General features: G+C 70.2%; 25 protein-coding genes and 2 pseudogenes. 10 read left to right on the top strand and 17 right to left on the bottom strand.

Annotation, left to right across the window (positions count from 1 at the left end; translation table 11 throughout):
* Positions 1–194: pseudogene (locus AB0K82_RS36105) on the top strand (response regulator); the annotation flags it as partial.
* Here AB0K82_RS36105 and AB0K82_RS36100 read toward each other — a convergent pair.
* Together AB0K82_RS36100 and AB0K82_RS36095 are read right to left on the bottom strand one after the other, a co-directional pair.
* Complete coding sequence (locus AB0K82_RS36100) at positions 195–1,430, bottom strand: FxsB family cyclophane-forming radical SAM/SPASM peptide maturase (RefSeq protein WP_364405661.1); 1,236 nt, start codon at positions 1,428–1,430, stop codon at positions 195–197.
* Positions 1,431–1,558: 128 nt separating this feature from the next.
* The gene (locus AB0K82_RS36095) at positions 1,559–1,897 is read right to left on the bottom strand and encodes a hypothetical protein (RefSeq protein ID WP_364405659.1); all 339 of its coding nucleotides are present in this window, start codon (positions 1,895–1,897) and stop codon (positions 1,559–1,561) included.
* Positions 1,898–2,362: 465 nt separating this feature from the next.
* Here AB0K82_RS36095 and AB0K82_RS36090 point away from each other — a divergent pair.
* Positions 2,363–2,658: pseudogene (locus tag AB0K82_RS36090) on the top strand (transposase); the annotation flags it as partial.
* A gap of 31 nt (positions 2,659–2,689) precedes the next feature.
* On the opposite strand, the gene AB0K82_RS36085 reads toward AB0K82_RS36090, so the two are convergent.
* From AB0K82_RS36085 to AB0K82_RS36070, 4 genes are all read right to left on the bottom strand, one after another.
* Entirely contained in the window at positions 2,690–3,091 is a 402-nt protein-coding gene (locus AB0K82_RS36085) for a hypothetical protein (protein WP_364405657.1), read from the bottom strand.
* A gap of 44 nt (positions 3,092–3,135) precedes the next feature.
* A complete protein-coding gene (locus AB0K82_RS36080) occupies positions 3,136–3,696 on the bottom strand; it encodes a hypothetical protein (protein WP_364405656.1) in 561 nt (186 codons plus the stop codon).
* Between the two features lie 443 nt (positions 3,697–4,139).
* Entirely contained in the window at positions 4,140–4,424 is a 285-nt protein-coding gene (locus AB0K82_RS36075; RefSeq protein ID WP_364405654.1) for a hypothetical protein, read from the bottom strand.
* Complete coding sequence (locus AB0K82_RS36070) at positions 4,421–4,864, bottom strand: ATP-binding protein (protein WP_364405652.1); 444 nt, start codon at positions 4,862–4,864, stop codon at positions 4,421–4,423. Before AB0K82_RS36070 ends, AB0K82_RS36075 begins: the two co-directional genes overlap by 4 nt.
* Before the next feature lie 229 nt (positions 4,865–5,093).
* Here AB0K82_RS36070 and AB0K82_RS36065 point away from each other — a divergent pair, with 229 nt between their 5' ends.
* Positions 5,094–5,948, top strand: coding sequence for a helix-turn-helix transcriptional regulator (locus tag AB0K82_RS36065; RefSeq protein ID WP_364405650.1), 855 nt, complete (start codon positions 5,094–5,096; stop codon positions 5,946–5,948).
* A 256-nt stretch (positions 5,949–6,204) separates the two neighbouring features.
* Here AB0K82_RS36065 and ahcY (AB0K82_RS36060) read toward each other — a convergent pair whose 3' ends face one another.
* Together ahcY (AB0K82_RS36060) and ahcY (AB0K82_RS36055) are read right to left on the bottom strand one after the other, a co-directional pair.
* Complete coding sequence (gene ahcY / locus AB0K82_RS36060; protein ID WP_364405648.1) at positions 6,205–7,458, bottom strand: adenosylhomocysteinase; 1,254 nt, start codon at positions 7,456–7,458, stop codon at positions 6,205–6,207.
* 13 nt (positions 7,459–7,471) lie between these two features.
* Positions 7,472–8,899, bottom strand: a complete 1,428-nt coding sequence (gene ahcY, locus AB0K82_RS36055; protein ID WP_364405647.1) for an adenosylhomocysteinase — start codon at positions 8,897–8,899, stop codon at positions 7,472–7,474.
* A gap of 109 nt (positions 8,900–9,008) precedes the next feature.
* On the opposite strand from ahcY (AB0K82_RS36055), the gene AB0K82_RS36050 reads away from it, so the two are divergent.
* Positions 9,009–9,347: a MerR family DNA-binding transcriptional regulator gene (locus tag AB0K82_RS36050; RefSeq protein ID WP_364405645.1), complete on the top strand. Its 339-nt coding sequence runs from the start codon at positions 9,009–9,011 to the stop codon at positions 9,345–9,347.
* A 307-nt stretch (positions 9,348–9,654) separates the two neighbouring features.
* Here AB0K82_RS36050 and AB0K82_RS36045 read toward each other — a convergent pair whose 3' ends face one another.
* Entirely contained in the window at positions 9,655–10,035 is a 381-nt protein-coding gene (locus AB0K82_RS36045; protein ID WP_364405644.1) for a hypothetical protein, read from the bottom strand.
* Between the two features lie 996 nt (positions 10,036–11,031).
* On the opposite strand from AB0K82_RS36045, the gene AB0K82_RS36040 reads away from it, so the two are divergent.
* The 3 genes from AB0K82_RS36040 (at position 11,032) to AB0K82_RS36030 (ending at position 13,849) form a co-directional block, all read left to right on the top strand.
* Complete coding sequence (locus AB0K82_RS36040; protein WP_364405642.1) at positions 11,032–12,531, top strand: sensor histidine kinase; 1,500 nt, start codon at positions 11,032–11,034, stop codon at positions 12,529–12,531.
* Complete coding sequence (locus AB0K82_RS36035) at positions 12,528–13,199, top strand: response regulator transcription factor (protein WP_364405640.1); 672 nt, start codon at positions 12,528–12,530, stop codon at positions 13,197–13,199. The genes AB0K82_RS36040 and AB0K82_RS36035 overlap by 4 nt, the downstream gene beginning before the upstream one ends.
* A gap of 515 nt (positions 13,200–13,714) precedes the next feature.
* The gene (locus tag AB0K82_RS36030; protein ID WP_364405638.1) at positions 13,715–13,849 is read left to right on the top strand and encodes a hypothetical protein; all 135 of its coding nucleotides are present in this window, start codon (positions 13,715–13,717) and stop codon (positions 13,847–13,849) included.
* Between the two features lie 103 nt (positions 13,850–13,952).
* Here AB0K82_RS36030 and AB0K82_RS36025 read toward each other — a convergent pair whose 3' ends face one another.
* From AB0K82_RS36025 to AB0K82_RS36005, 5 genes are all read right to left on the bottom strand, one after another.
* Complete coding sequence (locus tag AB0K82_RS36025) at positions 13,953–14,882, bottom strand: cation diffusion facilitator family transporter (protein ID WP_364405636.1); 930 nt, start codon at positions 14,880–14,882, stop codon at positions 13,953–13,955.
* 33 nt (positions 14,883–14,915) lie between these two features.
* Positions 14,916–16,055, bottom strand: a complete 1,140-nt coding sequence (locus AB0K82_RS36020; protein ID WP_364405634.1) for an SIS domain-containing protein — start codon at positions 16,053–16,055, stop codon at positions 14,916–14,918.
* Between the two features lies 1 nt (position 16,056).
* Positions 16,057–16,230, bottom strand: coding sequence for a Trm112 family protein (locus AB0K82_RS36015; protein WP_345353393.1), 174 nt, complete (start codon positions 16,228–16,230; stop codon positions 16,057–16,059).
* Positions 16,227–17,582 (bottom strand): phosphomannomutase/phosphoglucomutase, encoded by a 1,356-nt coding sequence (locus AB0K82_RS36010; RefSeq protein WP_364405667.1) that lies wholly within the window; start codon positions 17,580–17,582, stop codon positions 16,227–16,229. The genes AB0K82_RS36015 and AB0K82_RS36010 overlap by 4 nt, the downstream gene beginning before the upstream one ends.
* A 61-nt stretch (positions 17,583–17,643) precedes the next feature.
* Positions 17,644–18,006 carry a DUF3499 domain-containing protein gene (locus AB0K82_RS36005; protein ID WP_345353391.1) on the bottom strand — a complete coding sequence of 121 codons (363 nt, stop codon included), beginning with the start codon at positions 18,004–18,006 and terminating at the stop codon, positions 17,644–17,646.
* A 145-nt stretch (positions 18,007–18,151) separates the two neighbouring features.
* On the opposite strand from AB0K82_RS36005, the gene AB0K82_RS36000 reads away from it, so the two are divergent.
* Positions 18,152–18,583 (top strand): metallopeptidase family protein, encoded by a 432-nt coding sequence (locus tag AB0K82_RS36000; protein ID WP_364405632.1) that lies wholly within the window; start codon positions 18,152–18,154, stop codon positions 18,581–18,583.
* Positions 18,584–18,693: 110 nt separating this feature from the next.
* Here AB0K82_RS36000 and AB0K82_RS35995 read toward each other — a convergent pair whose 3' ends face one another.
* A complete protein-coding gene (locus tag AB0K82_RS35995) occupies positions 18,694–18,957 on the bottom strand; it encodes a WhiB family transcriptional regulator (RefSeq protein ID WP_364405630.1) in 264 nt (87 codons plus the stop codon).
* A 223-nt stretch (positions 18,958–19,180) separates the two neighbouring features.
* Positions 19,181–20,014: a hypothetical protein gene (locus AB0K82_RS35990; protein ID WP_364405628.1), complete on the bottom strand. Its 834-nt coding sequence runs from the start codon at positions 20,012–20,014 to the stop codon at positions 19,181–19,183.
* Positions 20,015–20,113: 99 nt separating this feature from the next.
* Here AB0K82_RS35990 and cofD point away from each other — a divergent pair, with 99 nt between their 5' ends.
* Together cofD and AB0K82_RS35980 are read left to right on the top strand one after the other, a co-directional pair.
* Positions 20,114–21,055, top strand: coding sequence for a 2-phospho-L-lactate transferase (cofD, locus tag AB0K82_RS35985; protein WP_364405626.1), 942 nt, complete (start codon positions 20,114–20,116; stop codon positions 21,053–21,055).
* Complete coding sequence (locus AB0K82_RS35980; protein WP_364405624.1) at positions 21,052–22,323, top strand: coenzyme F420-0:L-glutamate ligase; 1,272 nt, start codon at positions 21,052–21,054, stop codon at positions 22,321–22,323. The genes cofD and AB0K82_RS35980 overlap by 4 nt, the downstream gene beginning before the upstream one ends.
* Positions 22,324–22,423: 100 nt before the next feature.
* Here the strand turns inward: AB0K82_RS35980 and AB0K82_RS35975 are convergent, their stop codons facing one another.
* Positions 22,424–22,816 carry a DUF4440 domain-containing protein gene (locus AB0K82_RS35975; protein WP_364405622.1) on the bottom strand — a complete coding sequence of 131 codons (393 nt, stop codon included), beginning with the start codon at positions 22,814–22,816 and terminating at the stop codon, positions 22,424–22,426.
* Positions 22,817–22,820 lie beyond the last annotated feature (4 nt).

Here is a 22,820-nt window from a genome sequence, read left to right as displayed (position 1 = left end):
CCCGGCGCGGGCTGCCGCTCGCCGTGAGCGTTCCACCCGGCCCGGGGCGGCCCGGCGGCCCGGCCTTCGTCGCGGTGGGCGGGCCGCCTCCCGCGCCCCCGTCCTACGGCGGCGGCCCCATGCCGGTCCCGGAGTGGCTCGGCGGCGCTCCCGGCGCCGCGAACCCGCCGCGGTTCCTCCCGCCCACGGGCTAGCTAGGCCGTCGCGTCTTTCAACGCCGCGATGTCCGCACTGACCCTGCCGCGCACATGTGACACGAAACGCAGCATGTCCGCGCAGTACACGGTCGGGTTGAGGAACCCGTTACCCGCCCGGTACCTGTGGGTGTAATAGCCGCCACCGCAGACGTCTCTCTCAGGACATGAGCGGCAGGCGTCACACAGCCCCTGGATACCCAACTGACGAGCCGCAACCGAAGGGTGACGCAGTGCCGCGTCGAACGGAGCGTCGCGTACGGAGAAGCCGGTGGCCGGGGCGCCGTCGTAGGCCGACTTCAGAGTGTCGACCTGCTCCACGTAGCCGTCCGTATCGACCACGACCACACCGGCGGGCGCGATACCGATCTGCTCGGAAGTGCTGTGGCCGCCGAACAGCAGGTTCAGGGCGTCCTCGAAGAGCCGTACTGATGTCTTCCGCGTCGTCTCGCCGTACCACGTGTCGAAAGCCGCGACCAACCAGTCCCCGTAGGGCGTACGGCTCGGATCGTCGTCGCGCCCCGGGGGCGGGGTCGTCCAGTTGCCATGGGGCAGCAGGAAATCCATCATCGGCGGCTCATGACTCACCAACGAGCGGTAAGTCTCGACCGGGTCGTTGGCGAGATCGACCGTGCACAGCAGGCCCGAGTACAGGCGACGGTAGGAAGGGGCACGGAGTGCGTTGAGACCACGGAGGACGGCTTCATGGCTGCCACGACCATCGGCGTAACGGCGATGGCGGTCATTCGCCTCGGCGTTACCATCGATACTGACACCGACATTGATGTCGTGTGCGGAAAGCACGTCGAGCATTGAATCGTCCAGAAGAATGCCGTTGGTCTGAACTATGAACTGCGGCTGCGTCGACAGAGGAAGCTCACGACGTACTGCTGTAACGACTCGGCCCAGTACGTCGGCGCCGGCGAGCAGAGGCTCACCACCGTGCAGTACCACGTCGATCGTCGTCAGGCCGTGTGTACGGGCGTGCTCGCCGATACGGGCAGCAGTACGATCGATGACGGCGTCGCTCATGACCTTCGAACTGTTCCGCCAGGACTGGTCGGCCATCTCGTAGATATAGCAGTAGTCGCACGACAGATTGCACCTGCTGTGCACCTTGAGCACAAAACTCTGGAACGGCACCGGCCGCCAGCCCGCGGCTTCGAATTCGTCCACCCGCAGGACCCCGTCGGGCCATTCAAATCGCCGCAGCAGATCCACCGGATCAACCGTCACGTTTCGCTCCAAACAAAAGGCGGCCGAGGATCCGGACGATGGTCCGCCACCGTCCGGATCAATGCATCAGCCCAACATCGTCCCACCGCCTCCTACGGGAGAAGCGGAGCCATGGATATATGAAGGGGTCAGGCCGGAGCCACCGCACTGTTGAAGGCCGTGGCCGGGGCCACCGCACTGTTGAAGGCCGTAGCCGGAGCCACCGCACTGTTGAAGGCCGTGGCCGGGGCCACCGCACCCGCGCTGTCGAGGTGTCGCGCGACGGCGAGCGCCAGCGCGGACCGACCGAGCGACGCCAGCGCCTCCTGCGAGACGCCGGTAAGGTCGACGATCGACGTCGCCTCCTTGGTCGGGGCGTTCCCTGCGGCCTCGGCGGGCTGCGCGACGGCGACGGCGACGGCAGCCGCCGCCACGGTAACCGCCACGGCTACGCCCGACCGCGGGGCAGACTTTCGTCCGTGTTCCATGGTGGATCCTCTCCACTCGATGAATTCAAGGCACACTAAGTCCCAGTAGTTGATCAACGATAGAGACCTAAGGATCATCGCGATAGGGACCAGAAGCTCAAATACGAAAACCGTCCTTGAAGCATCTTGCGTACGTACCTTGACCGATAACTCAGACTCGGGTTGACTGAAGTACGCAGATGCCGTTGCGGAGGTCGGCGGGAGAAGCCGAGACAGGTATTCGCAGCTCAGGTGCAGCTGGTGGTCGGCCCACCGCGCGAGCGTCCCAATGCGTGGTCGTCTGGCTTGGGAACCGCCTCGCCTGCAGGCATCTTCTGCCCACCCGGCCGGGGACGAGCCCCGGCGTCGTGTTGATGTCCCAGGGCGATCGCGGAGTCCACGCTGACATCCAAGATGATCAACCCGGCCGCATCGGCTTGCGCCTGAAGGTCGGTGACGATCCGCCGCCCCGGCGCCAAGCACGTGCAGCTCGCCGACCTGGAAGTACGCCACCGCATGCGGGGCCCGCTGCGAAGACCGCATCCGCGGCGCCAAAGACCCCGGCATGCGGAACCTCCCCTGCACGGCTTCGCCCAGAATCAGCTCTGGTGCGAGTTGGTCGCCTCGCCAGTGAGCTGACCGCCTGGGCCCAGATGCTCGACTTCGGTGGCCTCCCCGCCCGATGCCGGGAGCCCGAACGTCTGCGCTTGCGGATCTTCTCCATCGCCGCACGTCTCTCTCGAGACGGCAGACATCTGCGGCTCCGCCTCGCTGGCCGCTGACGAGGTTAGGAGTACTAGGCCCCGAGACGGTTCAGCGCACCGTGACGTGGACCGTCGGGGAGGGGCCGTAGATCACGTGCTTCTTGTGCCGCAGGCCCACCCCGACGGCACGGAAGGAGTACTTGCCGCGCGTGAGCAGGCGGGTGTCGAACCCGAAGACGGCGGTCCAGCCGTCGGCGCGGTACGGCTCCACGCACTCGCCGAGCTGGCTCCAGTGCCCGGCGTCCCGGACCTGCAGGCAGAACCTGGTCCGCCGCAGCCCGGCGTCGTCGCCGACCGATCCGGCCAGATGCAGGGGCTGGCCCCGATGGATCACCTTGTGCGCGGCGCTGAGGGTGAGATCGGACTTGGCCATCGCCGAGCCCCCGGACGCCACGACGAGCCCGCCGCTGAGGAGACCGACCACACCGACGCCGACGAACACGTGTTTCATGATCGGTATGACACCGCACATGACCCCGAGGTTGTCAGAAGTTCTTAGGAAAAATTCGGGGGATTCTCAAGGTTGACCAGTTCGATACCCGGAGCTGCCACCACCACGTCGCCGGCCAGGTGGAACTCCGACACCTCCCCGGTCTCCAGATCCGTGATCTCGTAGCGCTCCACCGGGACGCGTTCGCCGTCGGCGTCGTGCCAGGCGATCTCGGCGAGGGACCAGCGCTGCGGGACGGTGCGGACCGCGAGGGACGGTGCGGTGACGAGCAGGATCCGCAGGTCGACGCGCTCGCGCTCGGCCAGGCGCAGCGACCGGGCCACGGCGACCAGCAGGCCCGGCGACTCGCCGAGGAAGCCGGTGGCCCGCGCGGCGTGCTCCCGTCCCGCGGTCACCCACATGAGCTCGGCGCCGACGGCGCCGCCCCGCAGGACGTGCTCGCCGACGGTCACCTGGAGCCGGGCGGGCCGCCAGCGGCTGTCGGCGACCAGCTCGATCGTGCCGCCGTCGGACCGCTCGGCGGTGTAGCGCCAGCCGCCGCCGTCCAGGTCACAGGCGAACCGCTCCTCGACCCCGGGCTCATGAACGTACGTACCGCGCGGCATGCCCAGAATCTACGCGACGGACCGAACCGGGTGCCGATCGAAACCCCGTCAGGCTGCCGCTCCCGACCCGGCGGAACGCCGCCCTGCAGGTGTGCTTCGTGGATGGAGCCGTGCACAATGCTCGGCGAAGCCGCCAAGATCGGCCCCCATATCGGGACGAGCCACCCGCCCACGCGTGCGTTCCCGAGCTTTACGCCCGGCCGATCCGAGCGTGGAGCCATCCGGCCGGATCATCCGTCACGTCGGCGCCAGTATGGACCCACCAGGACCGGCAAACCGGTCATTGCCCCGGCAGCAACGGCGGCGATGTGACCACCACGACGGCGAAGTCCCGCGAGCCGGATGCGAGCCGCGTGGCCGTACGTCCAAGGCGGCCTGGCTCAATGATCCCTGGCGGTCACTGCGCTCTAGGCGCAGCGAACGCCAGCGCGACGCGTGCATGCTCATGGGATCGGCATCGCCAGTTCGGCTGCGCGGCATTGGAACACTAAATGCCGGGGGTTTCGGTCGTAGATGATCGTCGGTTCGGAGCCGAACCTGGCGATGGCGGCGTACTCGCGGCGGTACCAGCACCACATGACCAGCCATTGGGAGCACAGGTCCTGGATCTCGGCGAGCTGGGCAGGAGACGGATCCGGCGGCTCGCGCCGACGCGGCGGAGACGGCCACGCCGACCGGTCGGGTCTGACGATCAGGATGCCGAGGCAGGCGAGGAGCCGCCGGATCACGACGCCTCCCGGAGCAGAGCCAGTTCAGCGGCCGTCAGGATGACGCCGGGTGCGGTGATGAGGGCGTGCACGGTCTTGCCGTGGTCGGTGCAGGTGACCCACCGGGCGGCGGCGTGCTGGTCGACGATGGCCAGGCCGCGCCCGCGCTCGGCGAGCAGGCCACCGTGCTGCTGAGCGGGCAGCGGTTCGGTGCCGGGGTCGCTGACGGCCAGATGCGCGTACCGATCGGTGACGGTCAGCTCGACGCTGATCGGCCGGATGTCCTCCGGGCAGGAGGGGTGCATGGCCTCGGCGGCGCGTATCGCGTTGGTCGTCAACTCCGACGCCAGCAGCGCGACCTCGTAGGAGTCGTAGGGGTGCCCGGCCACGGCGTCGGCGACGAAACGCCGAGCCTGACGGACGGCGTCACGCCGGACGTGCAGCGAAAGACGCACGGGCACCGATGCGGGGGGATATGGGGAGCGGTCGGCGACGACCGCGGGATCGGGTGTCACAGGAGATCAACTCGCTGTAGTCGTGCCGGGGCGGGTAGGCCCGGCAGGCCGAGTAGTAGCCCTTACGATGAACCTTGGGCCCTAAAGTTTCAAGCCCATGCCTTAAGCCTCATGGTTTGAGGCGTATGGCCGTTTCACGAGAGGGGGCGGAATGACGGTCGATACCATCGCCCCCATGCCAGAACGTCGCAGCCCGACTCTGCGCCGACGCCGCCTGTCCGCCGAGCTCAGACGCCTCCGCGCCGTGAAAGGGCTGAGCGTCATCGAGGTCGCCGAGCAGGCGAACTGGTCCGAGGCGAAACAACGCTGGATCGAAGACGCTCAGTGGGTGCGGCCCAACCCGCGCGACGTTCAGGACCTGCTCGACATCTACGGCGTCACCGACACCCGCGAGCGCGAGGAACTCCTGCGCTGGGCACGCGAAGGCCGCCAGAAAGGCTGGTGGCACGCCTACCGCGAGATGCTGTCCGAGCGGTACTCCACCTACATCGGCCTAGAAGCCGAAGCGGCCGAGGTGCTCACCTTCGAGCTGGCGGTCGTCCCCGGCCTGGCACAGACCGATGCGTACGCTCGCGCCCTCATCAAAGAGGGACCGGCCGAGATCGACGAAGCGGAGATCGAAAAACGCGTCCAGATTCGGGTCGAACGCCAGCAGATCCTGACCGCTGACGATCCGGTGAGCCTGCAGATGATCATCGATGAGGCGGCGCTCCGCCGACCGGTCGGCGGCCCGAAGGTCATGCGCGAGCAGATGCAGCGGCTGATCGAGCTGGCGAACCTGCCGCACGTGATCGTTCAGCTCCTGCCGTACGATGCCGGCCCGCACCCGGGCACCGGTGGAGCGTTCACGATCCTGTCCTTCGAGGGCGATCCCGCCGCCGTCTACGTCCCGACGATCGCGGGCGAGCTTCTCATCGAAGAAGACAAGGACGTAAAGCGGTACGAACGTGTCTTCCGTCGTCTCATCGGGAAGGCTCTGAGCCCAGAGGCTACGATCTCGAAGCTGGCCACCGAGGTCACCGAAACCTAATCAGCCCACTACTAGAGAACGTGCGCCCATGGACTCACCCCGAGACGTGACCCACGAGATCGACTGGCGCAAGGCGTTGCGCTCGCAGCAGCAAGACGCCTGTGTCGAAGTCGCCGTCGTCAACAGCTGAGCAGCGAGAGAGCCCCCGCGCCGTCTGCCGGGGGTTCTCTTGCTGCCTGACTCAACCCAACGGCCACGTACAGATTCCTGGCGTTCGCTGCGCTCTAGACGCAGCGAACGCCAGTGCGACGCGATGTTAGGAGCCCTGGCGCCAGGAGGACAGGTAGTCCTCCTGGGACTGCGTGAGGGCGTCGATCGCTACGTCCATGGAGGCCAGCTTCAGGCCGGCGACCTCGGTGTCGATCTCCTTTGGGACGTCGTACACGCCGGGGACCAGGTCCTGGCCGGCGATCCACTCACAGGTGAGGGCCTGGTCGGCGAAGGACATGTCCATGACGGCCGCCGGGTGGCCCTCGGCGGCGGCGAGGTTGACGAGACGCCCCTCGGCGAGCAGGACGAGCCTGCGGCCGTCGGCGAGGACGTACTCGTCGGCCTGCGGGCGTACGTCGCGGTGGATCTCCACGGCGAGGTCGGCCAGCGCGCGTACGTCGATCTCCACGTCGAAGTGGCCGGAGTTGGCGAGGATCGCGCCGTCCTTCATTCGGGCGAGGTGCTCGGCGCGGATGACGTCCCGGTTGCCGGTGACGGTGATGAAGACGTCACCGTGCTCGGCGGCCTGCGCCATCGGCTGGACGCGGTAGCCCTGCAGGACGGCGTCGAGCGCCTTGACCGGGTCGATCTCGGTGACGACGACGCGGCCGCCCATGCCGCGGGCGCGTTCGGCCAGGCCGCGGCCGCAGTAGCCGAACCCGGCGATGACGATCGTCTTGCCGGCCAGCAGCGTGTTGGTGGCGCGGACGATGCCGTCGAGGGTCGACTGGCCGGTGCCGTACCGGTTGTCGAACATGTGCTTGGTGTCGGTGTCGTTGACCGCCACCATCGGGAAGCGCAGCGCGCCCTCGCGGGCCATCTGGTGCAGGCGGATGACGCCGGTGGTGGTCTCCTCACAGCCGCCGCGTACGCCGTCGAGCAGGTCGAGGCGCTCGGTGTGCAGGATGTTGACCAGGTCGCAGCCGTCGTCGAGGACGAGGTCGGGGGCGATCTCGAGCGCCTGGTGGATGTGCCGGTAGTACCCGTCGCGGTCGACCCCCTGCCGGGCGAACACCGCGGCGCCGTACTCGTGGACCAGCGCGGCGGCGGTGTCGTCCTGGGTGGACAGCGGGTTCGAGGCGGCCAGGGCCACCTGGGCGCCGCCGGCCTGGAGCGTACGGATCAGGTTGGCGGTCTCCGTGGTGACGTGCATGCACGCCGCGACCCGCAGGCCGTCCAGGGGACGGTCGGCGGCGAAGCGCTCGCGGATGCGCCGCAGCACGGGCATGGACCGGTCGGCCCACTCGATGCGCCGGACCCCGGACTCGGCGAGTCCGGGGTCCGCGATGTCGTACGTCACGACGAGGTAGACCTCAGTAGCGGTAGTGGTCCGACTTGTAGGGGCCCTCGACGTCGACGCCGATGTAGGCGGCCTGCTCCTTGGTGAGCTTGGTCAGCTTGACGCCGAGCGCGTCGAGGTGCAGGCGGGCGACCTTCTCGTCGAGGTGCTTCGGCAGGGTGTACACGCCGATCGGGTAGTTCTCGGTGCGGGTGAACAGCTCGATCTGCGCGATCACCTGGTTGGTGAAGGAGTTGGACATCACGAAGCTCGGGTGGCCGGTGGCGCAGCCGAGGTTCATCAGCCGGCCCTCGGCCAGCACGATGATCGAGTGGCCGTCCGGGAAGGTCCAGGTGTGGACCTGCGGCTTGACCTCTTCCTTCACGATGCCGGGGATCTTCGCCAGGCCGGCCATGTCGATCTCGTTGTCGAAGTGGCCGATGTTGGAGACGATCGCCTGGTGCTTCATCCGCTCCATGTGGTCGGCGCGGATGATGTTGAAGTTGCCGGTCGTCGTCACGAAGATGTCGGCGATGTCGACGACGTCGTCGAGCGTGGTGACCTGGAAGCCGTCCATCGCGGCCTGCAGCGCGCAGATGGGGTCGATCTCGGTGACGATGACGCGGGCGCCCTGGCCGCGCAGCGCGTCGGCGCAGCCCTTGCCGACGTCGCCGTAGCCGCAGACGACGGCGACCTTGCCGCCGATCAGCACGTCGGTGGCGCGGTTGAGGCCGTCGATGACGCTGTGCCGGCAGCCGTACTTGTTGTCGAACTTGGACTTGGTGACCGAGTCGTTGACGTTGATCGCCGGGAACAGCAGCGCACCGTTCTTGTGCATCTCGTAGAGGCGGTGCACGCCGGTCGTGGTCTCCTCGGTCACGCCCTTGATGCGCTCGGCGATCGCGGTCCACCTGCCGGAGCCGTCGACGGTGCGGTGCAGCAGGTCGAGGATGACCTTCCACTCCTCCGGGTCGTCCTCGGCCGCGGAGGGCACGGCGCCGGCCTTCTCGTACTCGGCGCCCTTGTGGACGAGCAGGGTGGCGTCGCCGCCGTCGTCGAGGATCATGTTGGGACCGTCACCACCGGGCCAGGTGAGCGCCTGCTCGGTGCACCACCAGTACTCCTCCAGCGTCTCGCCCTTCCAGGCGAACACCGGGACGCCCCGCGGGTCCTCCGCGGTGCCGTTCGGGCCGACGACCACCGCGGCGGCGGCGTGGTCCTGGGTGGAGAAGATGTTGCAGCTCACCCAGCGGACCTCGGCGCCCAGCGCGACCAGCGTCTCGATCAGCACGGCCGTCTGGATGGTCATGTGCAGCGAGCCCATGATCTTCGCGCCGCGCAGCGGCTGGTCCTTGGCGTACTCCTCGCGGACCGCCATGAGACCCGGCATCTCGTGCTCGGCGAGCTGGATCTCCTTGCGGCCGAACGCCGCCAGCGACAGGTCGGCGACCTTGTAGTCCATGGTTCGTTTGCTCCCTGGGATTCGGTTTCACAGCGAGTCTAGGCGGGGCCGCTTGAGGATCGCACGAGGCAGGCGCCGTATCTAACACTGATTTGTCAGAATGGTGCCCATGCGTATCACGGAGGCCGCACGGCGACTCGGCACGTCCCCCCGCATGCTCCGCTACCGCGAGACCCTCGGCCTCCTGCCGCCGACCCGCGAGCGGCAGGGGCACCGCCGCTTCGGCGAGGCCGAGCTGCGCGCCGTGGCGCTCGCGCTGGCGCTGGAGCGGAGGTACGACATCAGCCCCGCGGAGCTCGCGTTCGGGTTGCGCGTGCTGGCCGACCCGGAGGTACGGGCGGGCGTCCGGGAGCTCGGCGAGCGCGTCGGCCGGCTGTCGGCGCCGCCGGCGCGCGCCCTGGACTTCGAGAAGGAGAAGGCACTGCGCCTCCTGCGTCGCCGACCTTGATCCGTACTCGATGATCTGGATGCCGGACGACCGCGAAGACGCGGGCGGCATACGAGCCGGAACCGATTCTCAGGCCGGCCGCACGCTTATTCGAGCAATATGGGAACGCGCATCAATGCCACTCCCCGCCCCGGCCTTGGTCCGCCATTCCGAGATTCCGCCTGCCGGCGGCCTCCCGCATGCCGGGGCACCCGAACCGGCACCGGTGACGGCCGCCCCGAATCGAATGTCGCGGGCGGCGGAGATCCGGGAATGGGCCAAGATGCCGCCACCAGGAGCGGCCGTCCCCTGGTGGCGGCAGGCGGTCCTACTTGGTGAGCTTCCAGGTGGTGCAGCTGTTGGGAACGTAACCGATCCGGACCCACTTGCCGCTCTTCTTCTTGTAGAGGGCGTTCCAGTAGTGGTTCGTGCCGTACGTCTTGCAGCTGCCCGAGAACTTGTACCCGCCGCCCTGCTGCGCACCGGGCGAGCAGGCCTTGTGGCCCTTGAGGAACACACCCAGGACGGGGTTGCCCTTCGTCGACATGCTGGGCTTCTTGTGGATCCTGGTGTTGGTCTTCGCCTTGACCGTCAGGTGACAGTAGTCGGTCGCCGCGGAGACCGGCGCCGCCGACGCGGTGCCGGCCAGCCCGAGACCGGAAATCGCGAACGCGGTGACCGCCGCGCCCGCCAGTAGACCCTTCTTCATTGCGAGGCATCCTCTCGGTAGAGAGCAGTACTGATTGATCGGCCGCCAAGAGCGTGCTCGATCTGCCCGGGGCATGATGTGCGCGTTCCTGAGCCACCGATGGGGAGTGGGGTACATGTACCGGACCATTCCTTGCGCGAGGCGTCTCAGCGTTCTCCGCCGCGGGTGTCGGGAGTGGAGAACTCACCTTCGATTGGCAGGGGGTGAGATCCGGCGCGATGATCGTATCGCCGGAAGAGGGCCTTGCGCCACATCCCCCGCCTTACGCCGCAATTGGCTTCACGTGTTCTCGCTCACTTCGCCGGAAACCCCATCTCCGCGGACGCCGAGCATCGCCCCCTCGGACGCGGATGGGGGATGTGATTCCCGAGGGCCGAAATTGAGCCTCTGGCCCCGGTGCGGTTAGGACCAGAGACCCAATGCGAAGCGCGCTGCCGCGCTGTGATGTGGCACCAGCAATTTCTGACTTCAGAATCAGGGAGCCGATCGCCGGTACGGCGGTCGTGGCCTCCGCGTGGGCTCATCGTCCAGCAGCCCACCGGCGACGACCGGCCCGGTCAGCGCGGACGGGCCGTGGAGGCCCGAGGCCGGCGCGTCCGCCGGCATGATCGGCGGGCCTTCGAGTGCGGCCCTCGCCGAGGAGGCCGGATCGGGGCCTTCCCCAGCCCATGGTCGCCCCGACCAGCCGTCCACGGGACATTACCCGCGGGAGACCCGGACGGACTGCGGCCACCTCGGCGAGGGACGATCGGCCGCGCCATCCGAACCCCCGAGATCCAGATGGCCCGGCCCGGACGCCGGCGACCTCGGACCCCCTAGTACGAGAGCGCCGGCGCCTCGTCACAGTGCAAAAGTACGCCGCGGACGGCGGCAGGTCGTCCCCCGCAAGGATGGATCCGGAATCGTTCCAGAGGTGGACATCGGGGCACTCAGGGCCGAGACGGAATCGCTCCGTACGGTGAGGCGAACACCCCCGAAGACATGTCATGGTAAAGAGTGACCAGCGACAAGCCTGACTTCCTCCACGAGGCCGGACCGACGGCGTGGCGCGTGGCCGCACAGGTCGTGACCGCGGTGGGCCAGGTCCTTCTGTGGATCCTCACCGGGATCGGCCGGCTCCTGCGCCCGATCACCAGCCGCCTCGTCGCCGCCCTGTACGGCCGGAGCACTCCGCCCGCGGCGCCTCCGCCTTACGGCGGACCGCCCGCGTACGCGACGCCGGACGGCACCCTGTTCACCCGGCAGCCGCCGACCCCGGCGGGAGCGCCCGCCCCGCCGGCCCGGCCGCCCAAGACGCCGCCGCTGCTGCGCTGGGTGCACGCCTGGCGCCGGTTCGGGGAGTCGTGGGCGTACGGTCCGGTGACGGGCGCGATCCTCGCCGTGGCGGCCCTGATCGAGCTGCCCCTGCACCACCTTCAGGTCGTGAGCCTGCCCGGCGCGTTCGCGCTGGCGGCGACGCTGCCGCTGATGTTCCGCCGGGAGTCGCTGCGGCCGGCGTCGGCGATCGTGCTGGGCGCGCTCGCCGCAAGCCTGCTGTCCGGGCAGCAGGTCCTGCTGACGACGGCCTTCGCCGGGCTGTACACGCTGTTCCTCCTCGCCCAGCAGCTCCCCCGCCAGTCCACGGGCGTGCTCGGCGTGTGCAGCGTCGTCGCCGTCGGCGTGGTGTACCTCGCCTCCGGCAGCCTGGACGACATTCCGTGGCTGGCCGGGTTCACGGCCGTCATCGCCGCCATCGGCCTGGGCGACGCCCGCCGTACGGTGGAGACCGCCGAGGCGAGCGTGGACGAGGAGCGGGAGCGCAGCAGCGAGACCCTCACCCAGCTCAACGCCGCCCAGCGTGAGCAGGCCATCCTGCGGGAGCGCGCCCGGATCGCCCGCGAGCTGCACGACGTCGTCGCCCACTCGGTCTCGATGATCGCCGTGCAGGCGGAGACGGCCCCGTACACGATGCGGGAGCTGTCCCCCGAGGCCAAGAAGGGCTTCGGTGAGATCGCGGGCGCCGCCCGGGAGGCCCTCGAGGAGATGCGCCGGCTGCTGACCGTGCTGCGCGCCGAACCCGGCGCCGAGCCGGAGGTGACGCCGCAGCCGCGACTGGACCGGCTGGGCGAGCTCATCGACTCGCACCGCGGCGCCGGCGGCGAGGCGCGGCTGACCGTACGCGGCAGCGCCCGGCCCCTGTCGACGACGATCGAGCTGTCGGCGTACCGGATCGTGCAGGAGGCCCTGACGAACGCGCGGCGGCACGCCCCGGGCGCCCAGGTGAACGTCGAACTGGACTACCAGGGCGACCGGCTCGCCGTCCGCGTCACCGACGACGGCACGACGGCCCCGCCCACGACGGTGAACGACGGCCGTACGAAGGTCATGGGCCACGGCCTCGTGGGCATGCGCGAGCGGGCGACGATGCTCGGCGGCCGGTTCGCGGCCGGGCCGCGGCCGGAAGGCGGATTCGCGGTGCAGGCGGAGCTTCCGGTAGGCCAGAATCGTCGATCGTGATTCGAGTGCTGATCGTCGACGACCAGACGATCGTCCGGGCCGGCTTCGCCGCCCTCCTCGCCGCCCAGCCGGACATCGACGTCGTCGGGCAGTGCGGTGACGGGCGGGAGGCCGTGCGCCTCGCCGAGACCCACCGGCCCGACGTCGTGCTGATGGACATCAGGATGCCGAAGATGGACGGCATCGAGGCCACGCGGCGCATCCTCGCCGACCCGGCCGGCGGATCGACGCGGGTGCTGGTGCTGACGACGTTCGACGTGGACGAGTACGTCTACGAGGCGCTGGCCGCCGGGGCGAGCGGCTTCCTGCTGAAGGACTCGACCGCCGACGACCTCGTGGCCGCCGTGCGCGTCGTCGCCCGGGGCGACGCGCTGCTGGCCCCGCAGGTGACGGGACGGCTGATCCGGGAGTTCGCCCGGCAGCGGCGGGACAGGCCGACGCCCGTCCCGGCGCTGGAGACGCTCACCGCCCGGGAGACCGAGGTCCTCCAACTGATCGCCGGGGGCCTGTCCAACGCCGAGATCGCCGCCCGTCTCGTGGTGAGCGAGCACACGGTCAAGACGCACGTCGCCCGCGTGTTCACCAAGCTCGGCCTGCGCGACCGCGCCCAGGCCGTCGTCCTGGCCTACGAGTCCGGCCTGGTCACCCCCGGCGGCTCCCCCGGATAGCCCCATCATCTTTCCGGCAGCACTCATCGGACCAGCCGAGCCGAGGTCTTCCCCGAGATCGGATTGCGCCGAGCACCGGACGTCGTACTGTCTAGATCACTCGGATCCATCCGGACCGAGGCCGACCACGCCAAAAGCGCGGACGGTGACCACAGCGCAGAGAAGGAGCACGTCCATGACCAGGAACCCCACCAGGCCGCAGCCGCCGACCAACCCGTGCCCGAACCCGTTTCCGCAGCCCGGGCCGGGCGACCCGCTGCCGTTCCCGGTCCAGTAGCTCAGCCGGTCCCGCCGATCGCTCGGATGACCGAGTGACGGCGCCGAACGAGGACCGCTGACGCGGTCCCTGCCAGCACAGCAGCCCTCCGCCACCGGGCGGAGGGCTGCACCTTTTATACCGTTATGTCATGCGGGCGTCCTGGCGAGTGAAAGCCGGGCACGGCTTGCCGCCGGGGCTTCGTCACGGACGGTTTCCTTCCGTAAGCATCACTACAAAGAAGACCTGGAGGGAGCCCATGCTCCGCCACATCGACTTCCCCCCGATGGTGCACATGGCCGGCCTGCTGATCTGCGGTGCCGGCGTGGTGGCGCTGTTCGTCGGGGGCTTCATCCGCGGACGCCGGCGGGGCCGTACGACCGACAGGGTGTGACCGGAGTCTTCGCCGTCCGCACCGACCAATCACCGCCGACCCCGTACCGTGGGGTCGGCGGTCTTCGTTCAGCGGGTGCCCGTTTGAAGCGGTTCCCTAAGGGCTACGAGGCGTCCGGCACGCCGGAGCGGTCCAGGTCGGGTTCGAGGTAGATGTGGCGGGCCATCGGGACGGCGGCCCGTACGCGCTTCTCGGCCGCGTCGATCGCCCTGGCGACCTCGGCGGCGGTGTCGTCGTGGGTCACCGCGATCTTCGCTGCCACGAGCAGTTCCTCCGGGCCGACGTGCAGCGTCCGGATGTGGATGACGCGGTCGACCTCGTCGACCGACTCGAGCTCGGTGACGATCCGCTTCTCCACCTCGGTGGCGGCCGCCTCACCGATCAGCAGGCTCTTGGTCTCGATGGCCAGCACGATCGCCACGAACGCCAGCAGCACGCCGATGGCCATCGAGCCGACGCCGTCCCAGATCCCGTTGCCGGTGACGACCGCCAGCGCGACGCAGACGAAGGCGATGACCAGGCCGAGCAGGGCCGCGGAATCCTCCAGGAGCACGACCGGTAGCTCAGGCGCCTTGGCCCGGCGGATGTAGGACACCCAGCTCTGCTTGCCCCGGGTCCGGCCCGCCTCCTTCATCGCCGTACGGAACGAGGAGCCCTCGAGGAGGATCGCGAAGATCAGCACGCCGAACGCCCAGATCGGGTCCTCGACGTCATGGGGGTCGGTGACCTTGTGCCAGCCCTCGTACAGCGAGAACAGGGCACCGACGGTGAACAGCACGACCGCGACGATGAAGGCGTAGAAGTAGCGCTCGCTGCCGTAGCCGAACGGGTGCTCGCGGGTCCTGGCCCGCTTGGACCGCTTGCTGCCGAGCAGCAGGAGGCCCTGGTTGCCCGAGTCGGCGATCGAGTGCACCCCCTCGGCCATCATCGACGCCGATCCGGTGAACGCGAACGCCACGAACTTCGCAGCCGCGATACCGAGGTTCGCCCCGAGTGCCGCGATGATCGCCTTGGTACCGCCTTCAGCACTCACGGTCGCTCCTGCCCGTCGCGCGGCCGGTGTTACTCACGTGTTCCTCTCTTCGGGCTCCCGGATGGTCGCCGACGGGTCGACGCCGACGGCCAGGGCCAGGTAGACGCTGATGTAGTCGATGTGCGCGATGAGCCCGGCGAGCCGTTCCAGAGGATGGGTGCCCCTGGTCGTCAGCTCCACCACGGGTACGGCGCGGTCGCGGGCGAACTCGGCGGCGATCTCCCGCCGCCTGGTCACCTGCGGGTGCTCCTCGACGTCGTGGACGAGCACGAGGGACAGCCGGGTCGGCTCCGGATCCTCGACCCGGTCGCGGAAGAAGTCCTCCTCGGCGGAGCCGCCCGCGCCGGCCGCGAACGGACCGTCGAACATCGCCGCCTGGTCGTGCCAGGCCGCCGGCAGCTCACCGTGTAGGGCGGGGTAGCCGGCGTCGGCCGCGAGCCGGCTCGCGAAGCGATGGGCGGCCGCCCCGGTCAGCGGTGACGTGCCCCAGATGACGGGCAGCGAGCCGGCGAGCTCCAGCGCGACCTGTTTGGCGGGGTTGACGAACGACTCGCTCGCCGGCCGGCACTGGTGGCTCATGTCCTCCAGCACCTCGGCCGTCCGTTCGAGGGTCGCGGCCGTGACGTCGGTCAGCCCGAGCGCCCGGGCGGCGAGCAGCAGCGGGACGGTCAGGCCCCACAGCATCGCCCGCTCCGGCCCGGCCGGTCGTACGGGGACGAACGGCACGCCGGCCTGGACGGCGATCTCGGCCAGCGGTGAGGCGCCGGCGCCGACGCACAGCAGGCGGCAGCCCCGGCGCACGGCCTCGACGGCCGCCGTCAGGGTCTCCTCGGTGCCGCCCGGCCCGGACACGGCGATGACCAGGTCGGCCGCGCCGACCCAGCCGGGGAGCCGGTGACCTCGTACGGTCATGATCGGCACGCGGCAGCCCTGCCCGCAGACGGCCGCCAGCATCTCCCCGGCGAGGCCGGAGCCGCTGGTGCCGACGACCACGATGGCACGGGGCCGCCCGCCCTGAGCGATGCGTTCGACGCCCGCTTCGGCGGTGTAGAGCCGCGCCTCGCGGACCTGCGCCGCGGCGGAGGCGACGCACCGGAGCATGTCTCCGGGATCGGCGGCCGCCAGCGCCTCGGGGTCGTCGAGGCGGCCGGGGTCGACCTCGACAAAAGTCATGTCAGGCCGGGGTCCGTGCCTCGTCGACCAGCAGGACCGGGATGTCGTCGCGCACCGGGTAGGCGTACTTGCACGTTCCGGTGCAGACGAGTTCGTCGGCCGCCTCGTCGGCCTTCAGCTCGCCCCGGCAGTTGGGGCAGGCCAGGATCTCCAGCAGCCAGGCGTCGATGTTCAACTTTCTTCCTTTCGGACGACGGCGAGCACTTCGTCGCGCACCGCGGCCATGGTCTCAGGGTCGGCCGCCTCGGCGTTGAGGCGGAGGAGGGGTTCGGTGTTGGACGGTCGCAGGTTGAACCACCAGTCGGCGTGCCCGACCGTGAGGCCGTCGAGCTCGTCCAGGGTGACGCCGGGCCGGCCGGCGAACTCGGCGCGCACCCGCGCCGTCGCGGCCGCCTGGTCGGCGACCTCGGAGTTGATCTCACCGGACGCCGTGTACGGGCTGTAGGCGGCGAGCAGCGCGGACAGCGGCCCCGCCTGCTCGCCGAGCGCGGCCAGGACGTGCAGCGCGGCGAGCATGCCGGAGTCGGCGAACCAGAAGTCGCGGAAGTAGTAGTGGGCGGAGTGCTCACCGCCGAAGACGGCGCCGGCCTCGGCCATCGTCTGCTTGATGAACGAGTGCCCGACCCTCGTGCGGACGGGCTCGCCGCCGTGCTCTCGGATGATCTCCGGTACGGCCCGGGAGGTGATCAGGTTGTGCACGATCCGCGCGCCGGGGTGTTTGGCCAGCTCCCGTACGGCGACCAGGGCCGTGATCGCCGAGGGCGTGACCGGCTCGCCGCGCTCGTCCACGACGAAACAGCGGTCCGCGTCGCCGTCGAAGGCCAGCCCGATGTCGGCGCCGTGCTCGCGGACCGCCGCCTGCAGGTCGCGGAGGTTCTCCGGCTCGATCGGGTTGGCCTCGTGGTTCGGGAACGTGCCGTCGAGCTCGAAGTAGAGCGGGACGAGGTCGATCGGCAGACCCGCGAACACGCCCGGCACCGTGTGCCCGGCCATGCCGTTGCCGGCGTCGACGACGACCTTGAGCGGACGGATGCCCGACAGGTCGACGAGGGACCGCAGATGCGCGGAGTACCCCGGGAGCAGATCCGCGCCGAGGACCGTGCCCGCCGGGCCGTCGTGGGCGGGAACGCCCTCCTCGACCAGCCGGCGCATCTCGCCGAGCCCGGTGTCCCGGCCGATCGGCCGGGCGCCCGCCCGGCACAGCTTGATGCCGTTGTACCGGGCCGGGTTGTGGCTGGCGGTGAACATCGCGCCGGGCAGACCGAGGCTGCCGCTGGCGTAGTAGAGCAGGTCGGTGGAGCCGAGGCCCGCCTCCGTGACGTCGGCGCCCTGGGCGGCGGCGCCCCGCGCGAACGCGGCGGACAGCGGGCCCGACGAGGTGCGCATGTCGTGGGCGGTGACGATCGCCGTGGCGCCGGTGACGCGGACGAAGGCGGCACCGGCCGCCTCGGCTATCCGCTCGTCGAAGTCATCGGGCACGATCCCCCGGACGTCGTACGCCTTGAAGATCTTGGCCAGGTCGCCCACGTGCGCCCCCCTGCTCATGGCCCGGTCGTCGCATTGCGGTCATGAGCCTACCGGGAGCGGATCAGGGTTTGCGGGGCGTGTCGGAGCGGAGGACCCGCAGATGGCCGCGCCGGCCGACCTCGATGCCCTGCCCGACCGGTTCCTCCCGCGGCGTGGCCGGTTTCGCGGCCTCACGGACGGCGTTGGCCAGTGCTTCGAGGTCGTCAGTGGTCGGCTCGGACTCTTCGGCGGGGAGGCGGACGAGCTCCCAGCCGACGGGGGCGGTCAGGCGCTCGGCGTGCTCGGCGCAGAGGTCATAGCAATGCGGCTCGACGTACGCTGCCAGCGGGCCCAGAACAGCGGTCGAGTCGGCGTAGACGTACGTGAGCGTGTAGACAGCAGACTGCTTGCACGCGGTGCGGGAGCAGATGCGGACGGGGCTCACGACGGGAACGTATCTCCTCCTGCCGCCCCCGCGCCACTATCCTCACTTCGTGTCGCCGTATTTCCGACGCGCGACCGCATAACGGATCTTTGTGCGGGGGGCGGTCCGGCGAGGTCCGGACTATGCTCAAGGAGTGCGATCCCGGGTGACACGCTCCAGCACACGCCGCCGCGACCGCCGTGGACGCGGCCTGCGCGGCCCGCTCGCGCCGCCCGATGCGCCGATCTCCCGGACCCGCGCCGAGCGCTTCGACGATCTGGTCCGCGAGGAGGCGCGCCGGCTCGAGCAGCGGTGGAGCCGCGAGTTGACAGGCGTGGAGTTCGCCGTCGAAGAGGTCCCGCCCGTCGAGCCGTGGGTGGACCCGGCCGATCCGGTTCCGCTCGGGCGCCTGCTGCCCGCGGCGGACGGCAGGCCGGCGCGGATCGTGGTGTACCGGCGGCCCGTGGAGGCGCGTGGTGGCGACGATGAGCGCGACCGCGTCCGGCTGGTCCGTGACGTGGTCGTCGAGGAGGTCGCGGATCTGCTCGGGCTCGCGCCGGAGTCCATCGACCCGACCTACGAGTCCCGCGACGACTGAGGCGGCGTCTCACGCGGCGCGCCGCCGGGCCCTGCCGGACCGCGTCAAGCCGTCCGGCAGGACCCCGGTGAAATGGTCGCCGCGGGCGTCAGACGCCGCGGAGGCGGATTTCAGCCTGCCGCGCGCTTGAGCTTCCGGCGTTCACGTTCGGAAAGACCTCCCCAGATCCCGAACCGCTCGTCATGCCCCAGCGCGTATTCCAAGCATTCCGCCCGCACCTCACAGGCACGGCACACTTTCTTGGCTTCACGGGTCGAGCCACCCTTTTCCGGAAAAAAAGCTTCCGGGTCGGTTTGCGCGCACAGCGCGCGCTCCTGCCAGCCCAACTCTTCGCCGTCTGCACCGTGCGTCAGCGGGATGAGCACTTCGCTCACAGACGCACCTCCTCGCCCCGTGGAGTCCCCCCCTGGTCACCTTCCCCGACACAGTCCCCCGGGAAGGCAGAACTACACCCATGAAATTACACGCGTGTATGACCAGGGACGTCAAGCCGAATGGGCACGGCACGGGGTGTCACGACCGTAAAGCCGTGCTGACCTGCAGAGACGATCAGTGACTCCACAGAATCCCGCGGTTATGTGTTTCTGCCGTCGCCGACTACTCCGGAGGCCGGTACGGGTCCGCGGGAGGCGACTGATCCGACTCCCCGGATCCCGATGAGGTCTCCTTCGTCTCCTGCGGCGCCGGCTGCTCCGTGCTGCCGTAGGCACGCGTCCACTCACCCTCGCTCTGCCCGGCCGGCTGCGCCGGCTGGGCGGGCTGGGCCGGTCGCTGCTGATAGTAAGCAGACTGGCCGTACCCCTGCTGCGGATATGGCGACTGTTGACCATACGGTTGCTGCACCTGGGGCTGTCCATAGGGCTGTCCCGGCTGACCGTAAGGCTGCTGCTGACCGTACGCCTGACCGTACTGCGGCCCCGGCTGGCCGTAACCCTGCTGGGGATACTGCGGAACGGCCGGCGGTGTGGGCTGGAGCGACTGGAACGTCGAGAAGGCGTAGAAGGCGCCGACCGCCAGCACGGCGAGCTTCGCGACGCCGTACAGGAACATCGCGAGCTTCGCGCTGACCGGGATGTCCAGGACCGCGGCCTCGCTGCCGTTGCCCGCGGCGAGGCCGGCGAGGATGCCGATCACGTCGAACAGCGCGATGACGCCGAGCAGGATCACGCCTGCCAGGGCGACGTTGCGGGCCTGGGCGATCGGGGGGCCGCCGAGCCGGGACGCCAGCGCCACCGCCACCACGACGACCGCGACGGTGGCCACGCCCGCGAAGAAGTTGTCGTACGCGACGAAGGTGTAGGCGCGGTACGTGAAGGTCGTTCCCTTACCCGTGGACAGGCCGATCAGTCCGCTGAGGAACTGCAGGACGACCGAACCGAGGAGGATCCACGCCCCGGGTCCTCGTAGCCGCTGCACGGCGTCGTTGTTCACGCGTGTACTCCCTGTGAGTAATCGGATCATTGCCAGCTTCGCATACTGACCGGCGGCCCGTGGGCGTCCGCCGCTCCCCGAGGTGCCAGACTTGTCCGCATGCGCATCGTGGCACTGGCGGGCGGAATCGGGGGAGCCCGTTTCCTGCGCGGACTACGGCAGGCCGCCCCGGAGGCGGACATCACCGTAATCGGCAACATCGGCGACGACATTTCACTCTTCGGGCTTCGGGTCTGTCCCGATCTGGACACCGTGATGTACACCCTCGGCGGCGGCATCAACGAGGAGCAGGGATGGGGCCGCGCGGACGAGACGTTCACGATCCGCGAGGAACTCGCCGCGTACGAGGTCGGCCCCTCCTGGTTCACCCTCGGCGACCGTGACTTCGCGACGCACATCGTGCGCACGCAGATGCTGGACGCGGGATATCCGCTGTCCGCCGTGACCGAGGCGCTGTGCGAACGCTGGAAGCCCGGCGTGCGCCTGCTGCCGATGAGCGACGACCGAGTGGAGACCCACGTCGTCATCGAGGAGGAGCAGGGTCGGCGGGCCGTCCACTTCCAGGAGTGGTGGGTGCGCCTGCACGCGCAGGTCCCGGCCCGCTCGATCGTGGCGGTCGGGGCCGAGGACGCCAAGCCCGCGCCCGGCGTCCTCGAGGCCCTGGACGCGGCCGACTTCGTGATCCTCCCGCCGTCCAACCCGGTGGTGAGCGTGGGGACGATCCTGTCCGTTCCGGGCATCCGCCCGGCGGTCGCGGCCAAGGCCGTGGTGGGCGTCTCCCCGATCATCGGCGGCGCCCCCGTGCGCGGCATGGCCGACGCCTGCCTGACCGCGATCGGCGTGGAGACCTCGGCGGGAGCGGTGGCCGCGCACTACGGCGCCGACCTGCTCGACGGCTGGCTCGTGGACACCGCCGACGCCGCGCTCGAGGGCGACCTCGGCGGCATCGCCGTCCGCTCCCGGCCGCTCCTGATGACGGACGTCGACGCCGCCGCGGACATCGCCCGCGCCGCCGTCGACCTGGCCCTGGAGCTGGCGTGAGCGGATTCGAGGTCTTCGGGCTGGACGGCCTTCCCGAGGTGCGCGAAGGCGACGACGTCGCCGGGCTGATCGCCGGGGCCGATCTGCGGGACGGCGACGTGGTCGTCGTCACCTCCAAGATCGTCAGCAAGGCGGAGGGGCGGGTCCTGGTCGCCGACGACCGGGAGAAGGCGATCGACGCGGAGACCGTGCGGGTCGTGGCCCGGCGGGGCGCCACCCGGATCGTGCAGACCCGCCAGGGCCTGGTCCTGGCGGCGGCGGGCGTGGACGCGTCGAACACCGACCCGGGCACGGTGCTGCTCCTCCCCGAGGACCCCGACGCGTCGGCGCGCCGCATCCGCGCGCGCCTGCGCGAGCTGACCGGGGTCCGCGTCGGTGTGATCGTCTCGGACACGCTCGGCCGCCCGTGGCGGCTGGGCCTCACCGACGCCGCCATCGGCGCGGCCGGCGTCTCACCGCTGGACGACCTGCGGGGCCGCGTCGACGCGTACGGCAACCGGCTCGACGCCACGGTCGTCTCGGTCGCCGACGAGCTCGCCTCGGCGGCCGAACTCGTGAAGGGCAAGCTGGCCGGCGTCCCGGTCGCGGTCGTGCGCGGTCTGGCCGGCCTGGTGACCGAGGAGGACGGGCCGGGTGCGCGGGCCCTCGTCCGCTCGCCCGACGAGGACATGTTCCGGTACGGCTCGGCGGACGTGCTGACGGCCCGCCGTACGGTCCGGGAGTTCGCGCCCGAGCCGGTCGACCCGGCCGCGGTCCACCGGGCGGTGGCCGCCGCGATCACCGCGCCCGCCCCGCACCACACGACGCCCTGGCGCTTCGTGCTGGTCGAGGAGCACAAGGACCGGCTGCTCGACGCGATGCGCGACGCCTGGGAGGCCGACCTGCGCGGCGACGGCTTCAGCGAGGAGTCGATCACGCGGCGGCTCAAGCGCGGCGACGTGCTGCGCCGCGCGCCGTACCTCGTCGTGCCGTGCCTGGTGGCGGACGGCGCGCACGACTACCCGGACGCGCGCCGGTCCCGCGCCGAACGCGAGATGTTCCTGGTCGCCATGGGCGCGGGCGTGGAGAACCTCCTCGTCGCGCTGGCCGTCGAGGGACTCGGCTCGTGCTGGGTGTCGAGCACGCTGTTCTGCGCCGACGTCGTCCGCGAGACGCTCGGCCTGCCGCCGAACTGGGACCCGATGGGCGCGGTCGGCGTCGGCCATCCCGCCGCTCCCCCACGCGACCGCCCGCCCCGCGACCCGGAGGACTTCATCCTCCGCCGCTGAGCCGCCGCGGTCTCACGCCGGCGAAGGAACCCGATCACCCGACGTCGCACAGCTCAGTGCCGAGGATTTCCGTCGCTGGAGCGACGGAAATCCTCGGCACTCACGACATCCCGCTCTGAGCGACACCGAAGGGGCTGTCGATCGCGTAGCGCCAATGACCGTCGGGTCCACGGCGGGCGACGTCGGTGGCGGTGCCCTCGATGCGCACCGGCCGGCCGCCGGGGTCCGTGCCCTCGATGGTCCAGTCGACGATCAGCAGGGCGAGGTCACCGGTGGTGTGGACGTGCCGGGGACGGACCGTGATCGGGAGCCCGAGGGCCAGGAACCGGGCGTTGGCGGCGTGGACCTCCGCGCCCGTCACCGGCGCTCCCGATTCGGGAACGAACACGGCGCCGGTCTCGTAGACCTCGGCCACCGCGTCGGGATCACCGCTGTTGAACCGCTCCGCGAACACCAGGGGCACGTCCTCGGGACGCTCCGCGAGCCGCCGCATATTC

This window comes from Actinoallomurus sp. NPDC052274, from assembly GCF_040679475.1.
In the GTDB taxonomy this organism is placed as follows: Bacteria; Actinomycetota; Actinomycetes; order Streptosporangiales; family Streptosporangiaceae; genus Actinoallomurus; species Actinoallomurus liliacearum.
Note: the sequence above shows the minus strand (reverse complement) of the source record. Positions and strands in the feature narration are given on the sequence as shown.

Excerpts from the sequence above, each read along its gene's own strand:
- AB0K82_RS36095 (WP_364405659.1), bottom strand. The coding sequence starts at position 1,897 with ATGGAACACGGACGAAAGTCTGCCCCGCGGTCGGGCGTAGCCGTGGCG.
- AB0K82_RS36085 (WP_364405657.1), bottom strand. The coding sequence starts at position 3,091 with ATGAAACACGTGTTCGTCGGCGTCGGTGTGGTCGGTCTCCTCAGCGGC.
- AB0K82_RS36080 (WP_364405656.1), bottom strand. The coding sequence starts at position 3,696 with ATGCCGCGCGGTACGTACGTTCATGAGCCCGGGGTCGAGGAGCGGTTC.
- AB0K82_RS36065 (WP_364405650.1), top strand. The coding sequence starts at position 5,094 with ATGCCAGAACGTCGCAGCCCGACTCTGCGCCGACGCCGCCTGTCCGCC.
- ahcY (WP_364405647.1), bottom strand. The coding sequence starts at position 8,899 with ATGGACTACAAGGTCGCCGACCTGTCGCTGGCGGCGTTCGGCCGCAAG.
- AB0K82_RS36050 (WP_364405645.1), top strand. The coding sequence starts at position 9,009 with ATGCGTATCACGGAGGCCGCACGGCGACTCGGCACGTCCCCCCGCATG.
- AB0K82_RS36045 (WP_364405644.1), bottom strand. The coding sequence starts at position 10,035 with ATGAAGAAGGGTCTACTGGCGGGCGCGGCGGTCACCGCGTTCGCGATT.
- AB0K82_RS36030 (WP_364405638.1), top strand. The coding sequence starts at position 13,715 with ATGCTCCGCCACATCGACTTCCCCCCGATGGTGCACATGGCCGGCCTG.
- AB0K82_RS36020 (WP_364405634.1), bottom strand. The coding sequence starts at position 16,055 with ATGACTTTTGTCGAGGTCGACCCCGGCCGCCTCGACGACCCCGAGGCG.
- cofD (WP_364405626.1), top strand. The coding sequence starts at position 20,114 with ATGCGCATCGTGGCACTGGCGGGCGGAATCGGGGGAGCCCGTTTCCTG.
- AB0K82_RS35975 (WP_364405622.1), bottom strand. The coding sequence starts at position 22,816 with ATGCGGCGGCTCGCGGAGCGTCCCGAGGACGTGCCCCTGGTGTTCGCG.